This is a genomic window from Commensalibacter oyaizuii (assembly GCF_029953265.1).
GTDB classification, from domain to species: Bacteria; Pseudomonadota; Alphaproteobacteria; order Acetobacterales; family Acetobacteraceae; genus Commensalibacter; species Commensalibacter oyaizuii.
In genome coordinates this window covers 1,053,677-1,071,540 of record NZ_JASBAO010000001.1, presented here as the reverse complement: position 1 = coordinate 1,071,540, position 17,864 = coordinate 1,053,677, and the positions used below count along the sequence as shown (strand labels likewise).

Here is a 17,864-nt window from a genome sequence, read left to right as displayed (position 1 = left end):
CATACTGTTCGGTTTGATTTTGGCAGGGCGGAACCCATATTTGGGTATCCGCCTGCTTGGTCGTTAAAGAGAAAATTCTTTAAGTGACCTAAAATATGTATAGATTCCCTATATAGTTTAGGGGTGGGCGTAATCTTGATATAGTCAGGATTACATGTAGTTATCATTAGCCAGATTATTTGTTTTGCTGATTTTAAATAAAGTAAGCGAATATATCAGGCAACAGGCGATGGGGCACAATACACGATGAACGCGGTAAGCAAATCGTTCACGGGACGCAAGCGCATTCGCAAAAATTTTGGACGGATTCCAGAGATCGCACCGATGCCAAATCTTATTGATGTGCAGCGGGCGAGTTATGAGGCTTTTTTACAGCGCGATGTAAAGCCAGAGAACCGTACATTAACAGGATTGGAAGAAGTATTTCGTTCAGTTTTTCCAATCAATGATTTTGCAGGTAATGGCCGTCTCGAATTTGTAAATTACGAATTTGAAGAACCGAAATATGATGTTGAAGAATGTCTTCAGCGTGGATTGACCTACGCGGCACCGTTAAAGGTTGTCCTTCGTTTGATTGTTTGGGATATTGACGAAGATACAGGGTCACGTTCCATTCGTGATATTAAAGAGCAACCCGTTTATATGGGTGATATGCCCTTAATGACGGAAAATGGTACTTTCATTGTGAATGGTACTGAACGCGTTATTGTATCACAAATGCACCGTAGTCCAGGGGTGTTTTTTGACCATGATGGTGGAAAAACGCACGCTTCGGGCAAGTTTTTATTTACAGCCAGAATTATTCCATATCGCGGTTCTTGGTTGGATTTCGAATTTGACAGTAAAGATTTAATTTATGTTCGTATTGATCGCAAACGTAAATTTCCAGTTACAACATTATTATACGCACTTGAAGGTGCAAACTCTATTGCTTTACGTGATGCAAAAGTAAAAGAGGGTGGTGATATAGATTCCGTTCCTGTGCGCGGAATGGATGATGATGAAATTCTTTCTTATTTTTATAATACTGTAACCTTTAAAAAGGTTGATGGTGGTTGGGCGCGTGATTTCGAGTCAGAAGCTTTCCGTAATATGAAATTATTGGCACCTTTGGTAGATGCTGATACAGGGAAAGTTGTTGCCGATGTAAATGTAAAATTAACAGCGCGCACTGTTCGTAAAATTGCTGAAAAAACGCAACGTGTCTTGGTTCGTCGTGAAGATTTGGTCGGTCGTTATTTTGCACATGACTTAGTTAACGAAAATACAGGCGAAATCTATGCCGAGGCAGGCGAAGAGCTAACCGAGGCAACGCTTGATATTTTAGAGTCATTAAAGTTAGATGAAATTCCAACGTTGGCAATTGACAACGCGACAGGTCCTTGGATTCGAAACACGTTGGTAACGGATAAAAATACCTCTAGAGATGATGCTTTGGTGGATATTTATCGGGTCATGCGTCCTGGTGAACCTCCAACTGCTGAAACTGCTGAATCTTTGTTGCACGGTCTATTCTTTGATTATGATCGTTACGATTTGTCCGCCGTTGGTCGTGTAAAAATGAATATGCGTTTGGGTGTCGAAGCAGAAGATACCATTCGTGTATTACGCAAAATCGATATTTTACGCACAATTAAGATTATGTGTGAATTGAAAGACGGTCATGGCAGTGTCGATGACATTGACAACTTAGGAAACCGTCGTGTGCGTTCCGTGGGTGAATTGATGGAAAATCAATATCGCCTTGGGTTATTGAGAATGGAACGTGCAATTCGTGAACGTATGGGGTCTGTTGATATTGATACGGTCATGCCTCATGATCTGATTAATGCTAAACCTGCTGTTGCAGCGGTACGCGAATTCTTTGGGTCTTCTCAGCTTTCACAATTTATGGATCAAACAAATCCATTATCAGAAGTGACGCATAAACGTCGTTTATCTGCTTTGGGTCCAGGTGGATTAACCCGCGAACGTGCGGGGTTTGAAGTTCGTGACGTTCATCCAACACACTATGGTCGTATTTGTCCGATTGAAACCCCTGAAGGTCCGAATATTGGGTTGATCAACTCTTTATCAACTTATGCTAAGGTAAATAAATACGGGTTTATCGAAACTCCTTATCGCTTGGTGCAAGATGGCAAGTTGCAAGATGGATGGAAATATCTCTCTGCAATGGAAGAAGATAAATTGATCGTGGCACAGGCTGATGCAAAGCAAGATGCTGATGGCAATCTAACGGATGATTTAGTGTCTGTTCGTAAAAGCGGGGACTTTCATCTTGTAAAACCTGAAGATGTTACTGCTTGCGACGTATCGCCAAAACAATTGGTATCGGTTGCTGCTGCTTTGATCCCGTTCCTTGAAAATGACGATGCAAACCGTGCATTGATGGGATCAAACATGCAACGTCAGGCAGTACCCTTGATTCGCTCTGATGCACCATTAGTGGGTACTGGGATGGAAGCTGCTGTGGCTCGTGATTCTGGTGCAACGATCGTTGCAAAACGTGGTGGTGTTGTAGACCAAATTGATGGTGCACGTATTGTTGTGCGAGCAACTGATGAAAATGGTGCAACGCAAGGTGTCGATATCTATCGCCTTCGTAAGTATACGCGTTCGAATCAATCAACTTGTATCAACCAACGTCCGTTGGTTTATGTTGGTGATCATATTAACGCAGGTGATATTATTGCCGATGGTCCATCAACCGAGTTAGGCGAATTGGCATTGGGGCGCAACGTATTGGTCGCATTTATGCCTTGGAATGGGTATAATTTCGAAGATTCAATTTTGATTTCCGAACGTATTGCTCGTGATGACGTTTTTACCTCAATTCATATTGAGGAATTCGAAGTGATGGCGCGTGATACTAAGTTGGGTCAAGAGGAAATTACTCGTGATATTCCAAATGTTGGCGAAGAAGCGCTGCGTAACCTTGACGAGGCAGGTATCGTCTATATTGGTGCTGAGGTAAATCCTGGAGATATTCTAGTTGGTAAAATCACCCCTAAGGGTGAAAGTCCAATGACTCCAGAAGAAAAACTACTTCGTTCTATCTTTGGTGAAAAAGCCTCTGATGTTCGGGATACTTCTTTAAAACTTCCTCCTGGGACCAGTGGTACGATTGTTGATGTTCGTGTGTTCTCTCGTCGTGGTATTGACAAAGATGAACGTGCTATGGCGATTGAACGTGCTGAAATCGAACGGTTAAGTAAGGACCGTGATGACGAGTTGGCTATTCAAGAACGTTCTTTTTACAACCGTCTCAGAGAGAATTTGTTAAATCAAACTGCTGGTGTCGGATTTAAGGGGATTTCTTCTGGAACCGTGTTGACATCAGAAGTATTGGCGGAACATCCTAAGGGAGCGTGGCGTAATATTGTTGTGGCTGATGATGCAGTCATGGCAAATATTGAAGCCGTAAAACGCGATTTTGATCGTGAAGTTGCTGGTGTTCAAGCCCGTTTTAACAATAAAGTTGAGAAGCTACAGCGCGGTGATGAATTGCCACCAGGTGTAATGAAAATGGTTAAAGTTTTCATTGCTGTAAAACGCAAGTTGCAACCTGGGGATAAAATGGCTGGCCGTCATGGTAACAAAGGGGTCGTTTCCCGTGTTGTTCCTGTAGAAGATATGCCTTTTCTTGAAGATGGAACTTCCGTTGATCTCGTGTTAAATCCTTTGGGTGTGCCTTCACGTATGAATGTTGGTCAGATTCTAGAAACACATTTGGGGTGGGCTTGTGCCAATGTTGGTAAACAAGTCAGTCAAGTGGTTGATCAATATATGCGTCAAGGAGAGCGTAAGCAGGAATTGTTAGATCGTTTGAAACAAATTTATGGTGATCAGATTTTTAATGAAAAAATCGCGACCCTTGATGAAAACGAGCTGATTGAATTCTGTCAGGATATCCGTAAAGGGGTATCTATCATGACGCCAGTATTTGACGGTGCTAGTATTCCAGATATTGAAGGTATGTTAACGCAAGCTGGATTGAATCCTTCTGGGCAAAGCACATTGATTGATGGCCGAACAGGTGAGGTTTTTGAACGTCCTGTCACGGTTGGTTATATCTACATGTTGAAATTACATCACTTGGTTGATGACAAGATCCACGCACGTTCAATCGGTCCGTATTCTTTGGTTACGCAACAGCCATTGGGCGGTAAAGCCCAATTTGGTGGTCAGCGTTTTGGGGAAATGGAAGTTTGGGCATTGGAAGCTTATGGCGCAGCGTATACACTTCAGGAAATGTTAACGGTAAAATCCGATGACGTTTCAGGTCGAACAAAAGTTTATGAAGCCATTGTCAAGGATCAAGATGATTTTGAAGCTGGTATTCCAGAAAGCTTTAATGTGTTGATTAAAGAACTGAAATCGCTCGGTTTAAATGTTGAGCTAGAACAAAACGTTGAATGATCGTTTGTTTTAGGTTGTAAGTGTTATCTTTAAGAGGTGCTATATTAATAGCACCTCTCTCCCCAAAAGGGTTTTAGGCGAATGAATGAACTAATGAAAATTCTTGGTCAATCAGGCCAAGCAATGACGTTTGATCAAATTAAAATTCAATTAGCCTCGTCTGAGCAAATACGGTCGTGGTCTTATGGTGAAGTTAAAAAACCAGAGACCATAAATTATCGTACATTTAAACCAGAACGAGACGGACTATTTTGTGCCCGTATTTTTGGGCCTATCAAAGATTATGAATGTTTGTGCGGCAAATACAAACGGATGAAGTTTCGTGGTATTGTTTGTGAAAAATGTGGCGTTGAAGTTACATTGGCAAAAGTACGTCGCGAACGTATGGGACATATCGAGCTTGCAAGCCCGGTCGCACATATTTGGTTTTTGAAATCTTTACCAAGTCGTATTGGTCTAATGGTCGATATGACCTTAAAAGATTTGGAACGCGTTTTATACTTTGAAAATTATGTTGTTTTAGAGCCTGGAACATCTCCTTTAAAGCAGTATAGTTTACTAACTGAAGAGCAATATCTTGATGCCATGGAAGAATATGGTCATGAAGGTGTTGAGATCAGTATTGGTGCAGAAGCTGTAAAAAAGATTTTAATTAATATCGATTGCGATATTGAGAAAGTCGATTTACGTGCTGAATTAAAAGAAACAACATCCGAAGTTAAACGCAAAAAACTGGTTAAACGTTTAAAATTGGTTGAAGCGTTTGCAGACAGCGGATGTCGTCCAGAATGGATGATTATGGATGTTGTTCCTGTTATTCCACCAGAATTACGTCCATTGGTGCCTTTGGATGGTGGTCGCTTTGCGACCTCTGACTTGAATGATTTATATCGTCGTGTAATCAACCGTAATAATCGTTTGAAACGGTTGATGGAACTACGTGCACCTGATATTATTATTCGTAACGAAAAACGTATGTTGCAGGAATCTGTAGACGCGTTATTTGATAATGGGCGCAGAGGTCGTGCAATTACAGGGGCGAATAAACGTCCGTTAAAATCTTTGGCGGATATGCTAAAGGGGAAACAGGGGCGTTTCCGTCAGAACTTGCTTGGTAAACGTGTGGATTACTCAGGTCGTTCTGTTATTGTGGTTGGACCTGAATTAAAACTACATCAATGTGGCTTGCCAAAAAAAATGGCGTTAGAGCTGTTCAAACCTTTCATTTATTCTAAACTTGAAAAATACGGACATGCAACCACGATTAAAGCTGCAAAGCGTATGGTTGAAAAAGAACGTCCAGAAGTCTGGGATATCATTGAAGAGGTCATCCGCGAACACCCTGTGATGTTAAACCGTGCGCCTACATTGCACCGTTTGGGTATTCAAGCCTTCGAACCTGTGTTGGTTGAAGGTAAGGCTATCCAGTTGCATCCATTGGTTTGTACGGCATTTAATGCTGATTTTGACGGTGACCAAATGGCTGTTCACGTGCCGTTGAGCCTCGAAGCTCAATTAGAAGCACGTGTTTTGATGATGTCAACGAATAATATTCTTAGCCCAGCCAGCGGTAAGCCAATTATTGTGCCTTCACAAGATATCGTGTTGGGACTTTATTATCTTAGTTTGGATGTGCCTGAATTTAAATTGACACCCGATCAAGCAGAATATGATGCAGAAGGACGCTTGGTTAAAGAAGGCGCACCTGTTTTTGCAAATATTGGCGAAATAGAACACGCTTTGGCTGTAAAAGCTATTAGCTTGCACGATAAAATTCGTACACGTTACACAACCAAAGATGCAGAGGGTAATGAAATTCTGCAACGTGTGATTACAACGCCAGGGCGAATGTTAATTGCTCAGATTTTACCAAAACATCCTGCGATTAGCTTTGATCTGATTAACCAACAATTAACAAAGAAATCTATTTCTGACATTATTGATATGGTTTATCGTCATTGTGGTCAAAAAGAGTGTGTGATTTTCGCCGATCGTATGATGGGTCTTGGATTTTCTTATGCTGCTCGTGCTGGTATTTCTTTTGGTAAGGATGATATGATCATTCCTGATGCTAAGAAAGAATTAGTTGAAAAAACGACAGCAGAAGTCAAAGAATTTGAGCAACAATATCAAGATGGTTTAATCACAGCAGGTGAACGTTATAACAAAGTGGTAGATGCTTGGTCACGTTGTACTGATGAAGTTCAAGCCGCCATGATGAAAGAGATTTCAAAGGTTGAACCTGGTCAGCGTATTAATTCTGTTTGGATGATGAGCCATTCTGGGGCCCGTGGGTCTCCAGCTCAGATGAAACAGCTTGCTGGTATGCGTGGGTTGATGGCAAAGCCGTCAGGTGAAATTATTGAACAGCCAATTATTGCAAACTTTAAAGAAGGTTTGTCTGTTCTTGATTATTTTACTTCTACTCACGGTGCACGAAAAGGTCTTGCCGATACTGCGTTAAAAACAGCGAACTCTGGATATTTGACACGTCGTTTGGTCGACGTTGCACAAGATTGCATCATTATTGATCAAGATTGCGGAACCGAACGTGGGTTGGTTGCTCGTGCGGTAATGGATGGTGGTGAAGTTATTTCATCCTTGTCTGAACGCATCTTGGGGCGGACTTTGGCTGCAGATGTTTTACATCCTGCATCAGGGACCGTTTTATATCCTCGCAATACTTTGGTCGAAGAAGCGGAAGCAGAAGCTATCGAGAAAGCTGGTGTTGAAAGCGTTATGATTCGTTCTGTCCTGACATGCGACAGCCAAGTTGGTGTTTGTGCGCACTGTTATGGTCGTGACTTGTCTCGTGGAACGCCAGTTAATATCGGTGAAGCCGTTGGAGTTATTGCTGCCCAATCAATTGGTGAGCCAGGAACACAGTTGACCATGCGTACATTCCATATTGGTGGTGCTGCTCAAAGAGGGGCAGAGCAATCAATGGTGGAGGCATCTCGTGATGGTACGATTAAAATTGTAAACTTGAATGTTGTTCAAAACAGTCAAGGTTTTGATATTGTGATGTCCAGGAATTGCGAAATCATTTTACTGGATGAAAACAACACTGAACGTGCACATTATCGTGTTCCTTATGGTGCAAGATTATTGGTCAAAAATGGCGCACAAGTTACACGTAACCAGAAGATGGCTGAATGGGATCCGTATACCCTACCAATTATTACTGAAAAATCAGGTGTGATCGAATATCAAGATCTGATTGAAGGGATTACATTGGTTGAACGTATGGATGAAGTCACAGGGTTGTCTTCCAAAGTTGTGGTTGATTACAAACAAACCAGCAAATCCCGTGACCTTAGACCAAGATTGCAACTGCAAGATGCAAATGGCGAAGTGATGAAGCTTGCGAACGGGAATGACGCGCGCTACTTCTTATCTCCGGATTCGTTACTTTCTGTCGAAAATGGTGTGCAGGTTAATGCAGGTGATGTATTGGCACGTATCCCAAGGGAAGGTTCTAAAACACGAGATATTACGGGGGGGCTACCTCGCGTTGCTGAATTGTTTGAAGCTCGTCGCCCAAAAGACCATGCAATTATCGCAGAGAATGATGGTGTTGTTGAATTTGGCAAAGATTATAAAGCCAAACGTCGTATCATTGTTCGTAACGAAGACACTGATGTTGAAACAGAATATTTAATTCCTAAAGGAAAGCATATTTCTGTACAAGAAGGTGACTTTGTTCGTAAAGGCGACCCGCTGGTTGATGGGCCACGTGTCCCTCATGACATTTTGAAAGTGTTAGGGGTAGAGGCTTTGTCCGACTATTTGATTGACGAAATTCAAAGCGTGTATCGTCTCCAAGGGGTAAAAATTAATGACAAGCATATTGAAGTTATCGTTCGTCAAATGTTGCAGAAAGTCGAAATTACAGATCCAGGTGACACAACATATCTAGTTGGTGAAACAGTCGATCGCCTTGAATTCGAGCACGAGAATACCAAGAGGATGAATGCTGGTGAACGTCCTGCAGTTGCATCGCCTGTTTTACAAGGTATAACCAAAGCGGCTCTGCAGACAAAATCATTTATTTCTGCAGCTTCCTTCCAAGAAACCACACGTGTATTAACTGAGGCTGCTTCTGCAGGAAAAGTTGATACATTAATGGGATTAAAGGAAAATGTCATTGTCGGACGATTAATTCCAGCAGGAACAGGAAGTGTGATGAATCGTTATCGTGCCTTGGCTTATTCTCGTGATAAGCAGAGATTGGCTGATGCGCGTAAACATATTCAACCACAAGAATCCGTCGACTCTTTAACAGTTTCCCAGGAAAGTGAAACACAAGACGTGACATAAATGTAGAAATACGTTATAAAAGAGCGATTCTAATACAAATTGGATGGAGCATATCCATCCAATTTATGAAAATACGGGACTTTTTCGTCTTTTGGCGGAAATAAAATGCTTTGTTTGAAAACGAAGCCTTAACGGGTTTGCACTGATTTTGCGATACGCAAATTTTACCTTGCAAATCGGTAGGGTTATTGTTAAAACAAGCATTAATGTTTGTTGAGAACAATATGTCTGTAAACTATTGGCAAAATAAAAAAGCTTTGCAAAATAGCAGACTAGATGTATTGAGAATGAGTAATATCTAATGCAAATTAGGTATCAATTGTTGTAAATGACCGTTAAGTAAGTTTATATTGCTTAACCTAGTAATAGTAAGGATCGGGAAAGGCGAATGCCGACCATTAACCAATTAATCGCTAAAGGCCGCGAACCTGCAGCCAAGCGCAATAAGGTTCCTGCCTTGCAGGGATGTCCGCAAAAACGAGGGGTATGTACTCGTGTTTATACAACAACACCTAAAAAACCGAACTCAGCATTGCGTAAAGTTGCAAAGGTACGTCTGACAAACGGTTACGAGGTGGTGAGTTATATTCCTGGTGAAGGTCATAACTTGCAAGAACATAGTGTGGTCTTGATACGCGGCGGGCGTGTTAAAGATTTACCAGGTGTGCGTTATCATATTTTACGTGGTGTCCTGGATACACAAGGTATTGCAAAGCGACGTCAACGTCGTTCTTTGTATGGTGCTAAACGTCCAAAATAATGAGGAATAATAGGCATGAGTCGCCGACACCGCGCAGTTAAGCGTGAGATACTTCCCGATCCAAAGTTTGGTGATGTGGTCATCACGCGTTTTATGAATGCGTTGATGTATGATGGAAAAAAATCAGTTGCTGAAAAAATCGTTTACGGAGCACTGGAAACATTACGTGCCCGTGGCGGTGAATCTGCAGATCCTGTGCGCCTGTTCCATGAGGCTTTGGATAATGTAAAGCCAGCTGTTGAAGTTCGCTCTCGCCGTGTAGGTGGTGCAACTTATCAGGTGCCTGTTGAAGTTCGTGCAGACCGACGTCAAGCTTTGGCAATTCGTTGGTTGATTGATGCGTCTCGTAAACGTGGTGAAAACACCATGGAAGAAAGACTATCGAACGAATTGTTGGATGCGGTTAATAATCGTGGATCAGCAGTAAAAAAACGAGAAGATACACATCGTATGGCTGAAGCTAATAAAGCATTCAGTCACTATCGCTGGTAGGTAAAAGATTTTTATTAATCTTTTAAGCGAATTTCTTGGTCTAGTCCAAGTTAACGGAGAGAGAAAATGGCAAAGGCTAAATTTGAGCGGAATAAGCCGCACTGTAATATTGGAACTATTGGTCACGTTGACCATGGTAAAACAACACTAACTGCTGCGATTACAAAAGTATTGGCAGAAGCTGGTGGTGCAGAATTCACTGCATATGATATGATCGATAAAGCACCTGAAGAACGTGCTCGTGGTATTACCATTTCAACAGCCCACGTTGAGTATCAAACTGACAAACGTCACTATGCTCACGTTGACTGTCCGGGCCACGCTGACTACGTTAAAAACATGATCACTGGTGCTGCTCAGATGGATGGTGCAATTCTTGTTGTGTCTGCGGCAGATGGTCCAATGCCTCAAACTCGTGAACACATTTTGCTGGCACGTCAGGTTGGCGTTCCTGCTCTTGTTGTTTTCATGAATAAATGTGACCAAGTAGACGATCCAGAACTTCTTGAATTGGTTGAAATGGAAATTCGTGAATTGCTTTCTTCATATGATTTCCCTGGTGACGATATTCCCATCATTAAAGGTTCTGCATTAGTAGCTCTTGAAGATGGTGATGCTGAATTAGGTAAAAACCGTATTCTTGATCTTATGAATGCTGTTGATGAATATATTCCTCAACCAGAACGTCCAGTTGATCGTCCTTTCTTGATGCCAATTGAAGATGTGTTCTCAATTTCTGGTCGTGGTACCGTTGTTACAGGCCGTGTTGAACGTGGTGAAGTTAACGTTGGTGAAGAAGTTGAAATTGTAGGTATTCGCCCTACAACAAAAACAACGGTTACTGGTGTTGAAATGTTCCGTAAGCTTCTTGATCGTGGGGAAGCTGGGGATAATATCGGTGCACTTCTTCGTGGTACAAAGCGCGAAGATGTTGAACGTGGTCAAGTTCTTGCTAAACCAGGAACCATTAAGCCACATAATAAGTTTAAAGCTGAAGCTTATATTCTTACTAAAGAAGAAGGTGGACGTCATACACCATTCTTTACCAATTATCGCCCTCAGTTCTATTTCCGTACAACTGACGTAACAGGTGTTGTGCATCTTCCAGAAGGTGTAGAAATGGTTATGCCTGGCGATAATGCTGCAATGGATGTAGAGCTGATTGCTCCTATTGCTATGGATGAAGGTCTACGTTTTGCTATTCGTGAAGGTGGACGTACAGTTGGAGCTGGTGTGGTTTCTAAAATCACCGAATAATTCCGTAGTGTTTAAGTTCGGATTCCCAGTCAAGAATTTGGCTGGGAATCTTGTTGCTATTTAGGATCTGGCTTTTTAGATCCGTTATTCAGATTAGGCAAATAGAAGATGGAAAGCCAAAATATCCGTATTCGCCTTAAAGCTTATGATTATCGAGTGCTTGACAACAGCACCAGAGAAATTGTAAATACAGCGAAGCGTACGGGGGCACAGGTACGAGGACCAATTCCTCTGCCAACGCATATTGAACGATTCACGGTTAATCGTTCACCCCATATTGATAAGAAGAGTCGTGAGCAGTTCGAAATCAGAACGCACCGACGTTTGTTAGATATTGTTGAGCCCAACCCGCAGACCGTGGATGCTCTAATGAAACTTGACCTCGCCGCTGGCGTGGATGTCGAGATTAAGCTATAAGGTCCAGACGATGCGTACCGGATTGATCGCAAAAAAGTTGGGGATGACCCGACTATTTAAAGAGGACGGCACTCATGTGCCGGTCACTGTTTTGCACTTAGATGAAGTGCAAGTTGTAGATACTCGTACACAAGACCGCGATGGTTATACCGCTGTACAGCTTGGTATTGGTAAAGCTAAGGTGAAAAACGTTAGTCAACCAAACCGTGGTCATTTTGCCCGAGTGAAAGTTGAACCAAAACAGAAACTTGTTGAATTTAGAGTTTCTGAGGATGCATTACTTGAATCAGGATCAACATTGACCGCAGCACATTTTATTGCTGGTCAAAAAGTTGACGTGACAGGAACCAGTAAAGGTAAAGGTTTTGCTGGTGCGATGAAACGCTGGAACTTCCGAGGATTGGAAGCAACCCATGGTGTTTCAATTAGTCACCGTTCCCATGGTTCCACAGGTAATCGTCAAGATCCTGGTAAAACTTTTAAAAATAAAAAGATGGCAGGACATTTGGGTGATGAAAGAGTCACTACTCAAAATTTAGAAGTTGCTGCTGTAGATGTTGAGAAAAATTTGATCATGATTAAAGGTTCAGTGCCTGGCGCAAAGAATAGCTTTGTCCTCGTACGTGATGCGATCAAGAAAGCCCGTCATGCGGATGCACCATTTCCTGCTGCATTAGCAACGGTTGCAGAGAAAGGTTGAGGGAAATGGATGTAGAAATCAAAACCCTCGATAATGGAAGTGCTGGTAACATCACACTCCCAGATGAAATTTTTGGGATTCAACCTCGCGCTGATATTATGGCAAGAGTAGTGCATTGGCAGCTTGCAAAGCGTCGTGCAGGAACTCATAAAGTAAAAGGCCGTGGCGAAGTTTCTGGAACAACTAAGAAGCCATATCGTCAAAAAGGTACTGGTCATGCCCGTCAAGGGTCTTTGCGTGGCCCTCAGTTCCGAACTGGTGGTATCGTTCATGGGCCAGTTGTGCGTGACCATGGTTATAGCCTTCCAAAACAGATCAGAAGACTTGGATTAATTTCTGCTTTGTCTCAAAAGTTGTCAGAAGGTAAATTGGTGGTTATTGACCAAGCCAATGGTGCGTCAAAAACTTCTGAGCTTGCTGCAAAATTAAAAGTCCTAGGTTGGAATTCTGCGTTAATCGTAGATGCTGTTGTTGATGAAAATTTCGGTCGCGCAGTAAGAAATATTCATTCAATTGATGTTCTTCCGACTGTGGGTGCAAATGTTTATGACATTTTGAATCATGAAGTGTTAGCAATCACACGTGCAGCAATTGATGGATTGAAGGAACGCTTAGTATGACAAATATTCTTGCACTTCGTCGTAAAGCAGAAAAAATGTCTCGTGAAGCGATGTTTAATATCATTCGTGCGCCATTAATCACAGAAAAAGCAACAATGTTGTCTGAGAAAAATCAGATTGCATTCAAAGTCGCACCTAACGCAACAAAGACACAAATTAAAGTTGCTATTGAAACCTTGTTTGGTGTTAAGGTGCTCGGCGTTAATACCCTTGTTTTAAAGGGAAAAACCAAAAGATTTAAAGGTCGTTTGGGGCGTCGTTCTGATGTTAAAAAAGCGTTTGTTCAGCTTGCAGAAGGTCAATCTATTGATTTGACCACTAAGCTGGTTTAAGCGTAGGGTAGGAACTGATGGCATTAAAACATTTTAATCCAGTTACTCCAAGTCTTCGTGGAACGATCTTAATTGATCGCAAGGAGCTTTGGAAAGGTAAGCCAGTTAAAACTCTTACAGAAGGTAAGAATAAGACTGGTGGTCGTAATAATAATGGTAGAATTACATCACGTTTTATTGGTGGTGGTCATAAGCAATCTTATCGTTATATCGATTTTAAACGTCGCAAATTTGATGTTCCCGCGACTGTAGAACGTTTGGAATATGATCCAAATCGTACAGCCTTCATTGCTTTGATTAAGTATGAGGATGGTGAGTTATCTTATATTTTAGCTCCGCAACGATTAAAAGTTGGGGATGTTGTTGTTGCCGGTCAACGTGTAGATGTAAAACCTGGCAATGCAATGCCTTTGGCTGCTATTCCTGTTGGGACTATTGTTCATAACATTGAACTTAAAGAAGGTGCTGGCGGTAAGCTAGTACGTTCTGCTGGAACTTATGCGCAATTGGTTGGTAAAGATGCTGGGTACGCACAAATCAAGTTGCAATCAAATGAATTGCGTTTGATCCGTGGTGAATGTATGGCAACTGTTGGTGCCGTATCTAATCCGGATAATATGAACCAACATTTTGGTAAAGCTGGTCGTACCCGCTGGAAAGGACGTCGTCCTCATAACCGTGGTGTCGTGATGAACCCAGTTGACCATCCACATGGTGGTGGTGAAGGTCGTACTTCAGGTGGTCGTCATCCAGTTACCCCATGGGGTAAACCAACAAAAGGTTACAAAACAAGAGTCAATAAGCGTACGGACAGTTTAATTATCCGTCGCCGTAAGACAGGCAAGTAAAGGGGCAAATTATAGATGGCAAGATCCGTCTGGAAAGGCCCGTTTGTAGACGGGTATCTATTAAAAAAAGCTGAGGCAGCTCGTGCTTCTGGTCGTAATGATGTGATTAAAATTTGGTCACGCCGTTCAACCATTTTACCACAATTCGTTGGTTTGGTTTTCGGTGTTTACAATGGTCATAAATTTTTACCAGTGCAAGTTAGTGAGAATATGGTAGGACATAAATTTGGTGAATTTTCTCCTACTCGTACTTACAATGGGCATGCTGCAGATAAAAAAGCAAAGCGGGGCTAGTTATGAGTAAACCAAAGCATCCACGTGCACTTGCTGAAAATCAAGCGCAGGCTATCGGTCGTAATATCAGAACAAGTCCACGTAAGTTAAATTTAGTTGCAGGGTTAATACGTAATGAACCTGTATCTGATGCTCTAGCAAAGTTAAGCTTTTCTAAGCGCAGAATTGCTCAACAGGTTAAGACTGTGCTAGAAAGTGCGATCGCTAACGCAGAAAATAATCATCAGCTTGATGTTGATCGTTTGGTCGTACATCGTGCAGAAGTTGGTAAGGCCATGGTTATGCGTCGTTTTCATGCAAGAGGTCGTGGGCGTTCAGCGCAAATTCAAAAGTTCTTTAGTCATATAAAGATCGTGGTTGCAGAACGTGAAGACAACGATGAAGGAAAGGCTGCATAAAAATGGGTCAAAAAGTTAATCCAATTGGTTTGCGTCTAGGCATTAATCGCACTTGGGACAGTCGTTGGTATGCTGATGAAGATTATACCAGATTGCTATTTGAAGATTTCAAACTTCGTGATCATCTGCGTAAAAAATTAGCAGGCGCTGGTGTTTCCCGCGTTGTTATCGAACGTCCTGCAAAAAAACCTCGTGTGACGATTTATGCAGCACGTCCTGGTATTGTCATCGGTAAAAAAGGTCAAGATATTGACAGTTTACGTAAAGAATTAGCAACGATGGCTAATGCAGATGTTGCGTTAAATATTGTTGAAATTCGTAAACCCGAAATTGATGCGACTCTTGTTGCTGAAAATATCGCGCAACAACTAGAAAGACGTGTAGCTTTTCGCCGTGCTATGAAACGTGCAGTTCAATCTGCGATGCGTTTAGGTGCACAAGGCATTCGTATTAATTGTAGTGGTCGTCTAGGTGGTGCTGAAATCGCACGCGTGGAATGGTATCGTGAAGGGCGCGTTCCTTTACATACGTTACGGGCTGATATTGATTATGGTGTGGCAGCAGCACATACGACTTATGGTAAATGCGGTGTGAAAGTCTGGATCTTTAAGGGTGAAATTATGGCCCATGATCCATTGGCTCAAGATCGCCGCGCTGCTGATCAAGTGCCACAACGGTAATTGATTAATGGTAGTTTAATAGTTATAAGTAAACTATTACAACGCATGAGGATATTAAATAATGCTATCTCCGCGGCGGACTAAGTTCCGCAAAGCTCATAAAGGCCGTATTCACGGAATGGCCAAAGGTGGAACGGAGCTTAACTTTGGAACCTATGGTTTAAAAGCTCTGCAACCTGAACGTATCACTGCGCGTCAAATTGAAGCATCTCGTCGTGCGATTACTCGTGCGATGAAGCGTATGGGACGTGTATGGATTCGTATTTTCCCAGACCTTCCAGTTTCTAGCAAACCTGCTGAAGTTCGTATGGGATCTGGTAAAGGATCTCCTGAATTTTGGGTTGCTCGTGTTAAACCTGGTCGCATTTTGTTCGAAATTGAAGGTGTTTCACCTGAAATTGCAAAGGAAGCTTTGACGCTCGGTGCGGCAAAGTTGCCTATTAAAACAAAATTTGTAACCCGTATAGGAGAGGCCTAAGAATGGCAAAGGCACTTAAGCCAGCTGATCTGCGCGCCAAAACCATAGATGAACTGAAAACATTGCTTGTTGATTTAAAGCGTGAACAGTTTAATTTGAGGTTCCAACGTGCGACAGGTCAAAATGAAGGGATCAGCCGTGTGGGTGTAATTCGTCGTGATATTGCACGGATTAAAACCATTATGGGTGAATTGGTTAACAAAAACGCCGTGGGTGCATCTGCATCCACCGGCAAGTCCTAAGGAGTTTGTGGGCGATGCCAAGGCGCGTTCTTACAGGTCGGGTGACTAGCGATAAGATGGACAAAACAGTAACAGTACTGGTTGTTCGTCGAGTTATGCATCCACTTTATAAAAAATTCATTCGTCGTTCAAAGAAATATGCAGCGCACGATGAATTAAATGAATGTAAAATTGGGGATACCGTTCGTATTATCGAATCTCCTCCAATATCTAAAAGAAAATCATGGGCTGTGATTTCTCGTAACGGTGCTCCTATTGGAGATGCCGTACAAGTTTCCAGCGTAGAAGTTTAAGGGAGGCTAGACATGATCCATCCCGAGACCAACCTTACCGTGGCTGATAATTCAGGCGCAAGAGAGGTGCAGTGCATTAAGGTGCTGGGCGGTTCAAAGCGGAAAACCGCTTCGGTCGGCGACGTGATTGTCGTTTCTGTCAAAGAGGCAATACCTCGTGGCAAAGTGAAAAAGGGTGATGTGCACCAGGCAGTTATCGTACGTACCAGTTATCCTGTACGTCGTGCTGATGGTACATCTATTCGTTTTGATAAAAACGCAGCTGTGTTGATAAATAAGCAGAACGAACCTATTGGAACACGTATTTTTGGCCCAGTGGTCAGAGAATTACGTGCACGCCAATTTATGAAAATTATCTCCTTAGCTCCGGAGGTTTTATAATGGCCGCACGTATTAAAAAAGGCGATCAAGTAGTAGTTATTACTGGCCCATATAAAGGTGTTAAAGGGGAGGTACTTTCTGTACTTCCTGCTGAAGATAAGGCTGTCGTTCGTGGTGTTGCAGTAGCAAAACATCATAAAAAGCCTACTCGTATGGGTGAAGCTGGTGGTATCATTGAAAGTGAAAAGCCAGTCCATTTATCCAACCTGAAGCTTGTCGATCCAAAATCTGGAAAGCCAACCCGTGTTGGATTCCGAATTTTGGAAGACGGACGTAAAGTTCGTGTTGCCAAAGCTACTGGCGAAGTGATTGAAAGCTAGGAGAGAGAGGAATGTCAGGAAATAATCAAGGGCAGTCTGAAGCACGCCTTTATACTCTCTATAAAAATGATTTACGTAATGGCTTACGTGAGCAGTTCGGTTATAAAAACGAGATGCAAATTCCGCGTCTTGAAAAAATCGTTTTAAACATGGGTGTTGGTGAAGCTGCTGCTGATCAAAAAAAATTAGATGCAGCATATGAAGAAATGACCTTGATTGCAGGTCAAAAACCAGTTAAAACACTTACAAAGAAAGCCATTGCTGGTTTCAAAATACGTGCTGGTTTACCGATTGGCTGTAAAGTAACATTGCGTGGTCATCGTATGTACGAATTTTTGGATCGTCTTGTGACGATTGCATTACCTCGTGTTCGTGACTTTAGAGGGTTACCAGCAAATAAAGGCTTTGACGGCCGTGGTAACTTTGCAATGGGTCTTAAAGAGCAAATTGTATTCCCTGAAATTGTTTATGACAAAGTGGACGATGTTCGTGGAATGGATATAATCTTTGTGACTACAGCTAAAACAAACGAAGAAGCCAAAGCTTTATTAAAAGCATTCTCGCTTCCTTTTGTTGGGTAAAAGTTAGTTCTTTCGCTGCAAGGTAATAATAT

At 42.2% G+C, this 17,864-nt stretch carries 19 protein-coding genes; all 19 read left to right on the top strand.

The genetic code is table 11. The annotated features are described in order from the left end of the window. Positions 1-246: 246 nt before the first annotated feature. The 19 genes from rpoB to rplE all read left to right on the top strand — a co-directional run bounded on the left by rpoB (position 247) and on the right by rplE (position 17,832). A complete protein-coding gene (gene rpoB, locus QJV27_RS04735) occupies positions 247-4,419 on the top strand; it encodes a DNA-directed RNA polymerase subunit beta (protein WP_281447821.1) in 4,173 nt (1,390 codons plus the stop codon). A gap of 81 nt (positions 4,420-4,500) precedes the next feature. Next, positions 4,501-8,739: a DNA-directed RNA polymerase subunit beta' gene (rpoC, locus tag QJV27_RS04730; protein ID WP_281447820.1), complete on the top strand. Its 4,239-nt coding sequence runs from the start codon at positions 4,501-4,503 to the stop codon at positions 8,737-8,739. A 388-nt stretch (positions 8,740-9,127) separates the two neighbouring features. Then, positions 9,128-9,499 carry a 30S ribosomal protein S12 gene (rpsL, locus tag QJV27_RS04725; RefSeq protein ID WP_003621118.1) on the top strand — a complete coding sequence of 124 codons (372 nt, stop codon included), beginning with the start codon at positions 9,128-9,130 and terminating at the stop codon, positions 9,497-9,499. A gap of 15 nt (positions 9,500-9,514) precedes the next feature. Then, positions 9,515-9,991 (top strand): 30S ribosomal protein S7, encoded by a 477-nt coding sequence (gene rpsG / locus QJV27_RS04720; protein WP_281447819.1) that lies wholly within the window; start codon positions 9,515-9,517, stop codon positions 9,989-9,991. A 66-nt stretch (positions 9,992-10,057) separates the two neighbouring features. After that, entirely contained in the window at positions 10,058-11,248 is a 1,191-nt protein-coding gene (gene tuf, locus QJV27_RS04715) for an elongation factor Tu (protein ID WP_281447818.1), read from the top strand. A 108-nt stretch (positions 11,249-11,356) separates the two neighbouring features. Beyond that, entirely contained in the window at positions 11,357-11,665 is a 309-nt protein-coding gene (rpsJ, locus tag QJV27_RS04710) for a 30S ribosomal protein S10 (protein ID WP_110438407.1), read from the top strand. A gap of 10 nt (positions 11,666-11,675) precedes the next feature. After that, the gene (gene rplC / locus QJV27_RS04705) at positions 11,676-12,365 is read left to right on the top strand and encodes a 50S ribosomal protein L3 (protein WP_281447817.1); all 690 of its coding nucleotides are present in this window, start codon (positions 11,676-11,678) and stop codon (positions 12,363-12,365) included. 5 nt (positions 12,366-12,370) lie between these two features. Then, positions 12,371-12,985 carry a 50S ribosomal protein L4 gene (gene rplD, locus QJV27_RS04700; protein WP_281447816.1) on the top strand — a complete coding sequence of 205 codons (615 nt, stop codon included), beginning with the start codon at positions 12,371-12,373 and terminating at the stop codon, positions 12,983-12,985. 35 nt (positions 12,986-13,020) lie between these two features. Beyond that, on the top strand, positions 13,021-13,317 hold the full coding sequence (locus QJV27_RS04695) for a 50S ribosomal protein L23 (RefSeq protein WP_281448972.1): 297 nt from the start codon (positions 13,021-13,023) through the stop codon (positions 13,315-13,317). A gap of 17 nt (positions 13,318-13,334) precedes the next feature. Then, positions 13,335-14,165: a 50S ribosomal protein L2 gene (gene rplB, locus QJV27_RS04690; RefSeq protein ID WP_281447815.1), complete on the top strand. Its 831-nt coding sequence runs from the start codon at positions 13,335-13,337 to the stop codon at positions 14,163-14,165. Positions 14,166-14,180: 15 nt separating this feature from the next. Next, the gene (gene rpsS / locus QJV27_RS04685) at positions 14,181-14,459 is read left to right on the top strand and encodes a 30S ribosomal protein S19 (RefSeq protein WP_271827483.1); all 279 of its coding nucleotides are present in this window, start codon (positions 14,181-14,183) and stop codon (positions 14,457-14,459) included. A gap of 2 nt (positions 14,460-14,461) precedes the next feature. Next, positions 14,462-14,857: a 50S ribosomal protein L22 gene (gene rplV / locus QJV27_RS04680; protein ID WP_281447814.1), complete on the top strand. Its 396-nt coding sequence runs from the start codon at positions 14,462-14,464 to the stop codon at positions 14,855-14,857. Positions 14,858-14,859: 2 nt separating this feature from the next. Then, a complete protein-coding gene (gene rpsC, locus QJV27_RS04675) occupies positions 14,860-15,537 on the top strand; it encodes a 30S ribosomal protein S3 (RefSeq protein ID WP_281447813.1) in 678 nt (225 codons plus the stop codon). Positions 15,538-15,598: 61 nt separating this feature from the next. After that, entirely contained in the window at positions 15,599-16,015 is a 417-nt protein-coding gene (gene rplP, locus QJV27_RS04670; protein WP_281447812.1) for a 50S ribosomal protein L16, read from the top strand. Positions 16,016-16,017: 2 nt separating this feature from the next. Then, positions 16,018-16,257, top strand: coding sequence for a 50S ribosomal protein L29 (rpmC, locus tag QJV27_RS04665; protein WP_281447811.1), 240 nt, complete (start codon positions 16,018-16,020; stop codon positions 16,255-16,257). A 14-nt stretch (positions 16,258-16,271) separates the two neighbouring features. Continuing rightward, positions 16,272-16,550: a 30S ribosomal protein S17 gene (gene rpsQ, locus QJV27_RS04660; RefSeq protein WP_281447810.1), complete on the top strand. Its 279-nt coding sequence runs from the start codon at positions 16,272-16,274 to the stop codon at positions 16,548-16,550. Between the two features lie 12 nt (positions 16,551-16,562). After that, the gene (rplN, locus tag QJV27_RS04655; protein WP_281447809.1) at positions 16,563-16,931 is read left to right on the top strand and encodes a 50S ribosomal protein L14; all 369 of its coding nucleotides are present in this window, start codon (positions 16,563-16,565) and stop codon (positions 16,929-16,931) included. Then, positions 16,931-17,251, top strand: coding sequence for a 50S ribosomal protein L24 (gene rplX / locus QJV27_RS04650; RefSeq protein ID WP_281447808.1), 321 nt, complete (start codon positions 16,931-16,933; stop codon positions 17,249-17,251). The genes rplN and rplX overlap by 1 nt, the downstream gene beginning before the upstream one ends. 11 nt (positions 17,252-17,262) lie before the next feature. Then, complete coding sequence (rplE, locus tag QJV27_RS04645; protein ID WP_281447807.1) at positions 17,263-17,832, top strand: 50S ribosomal protein L5; 570 nt, start codon at positions 17,263-17,265, stop codon at positions 17,830-17,832. Positions 17,833-17,864 lie beyond the last annotated feature (32 nt).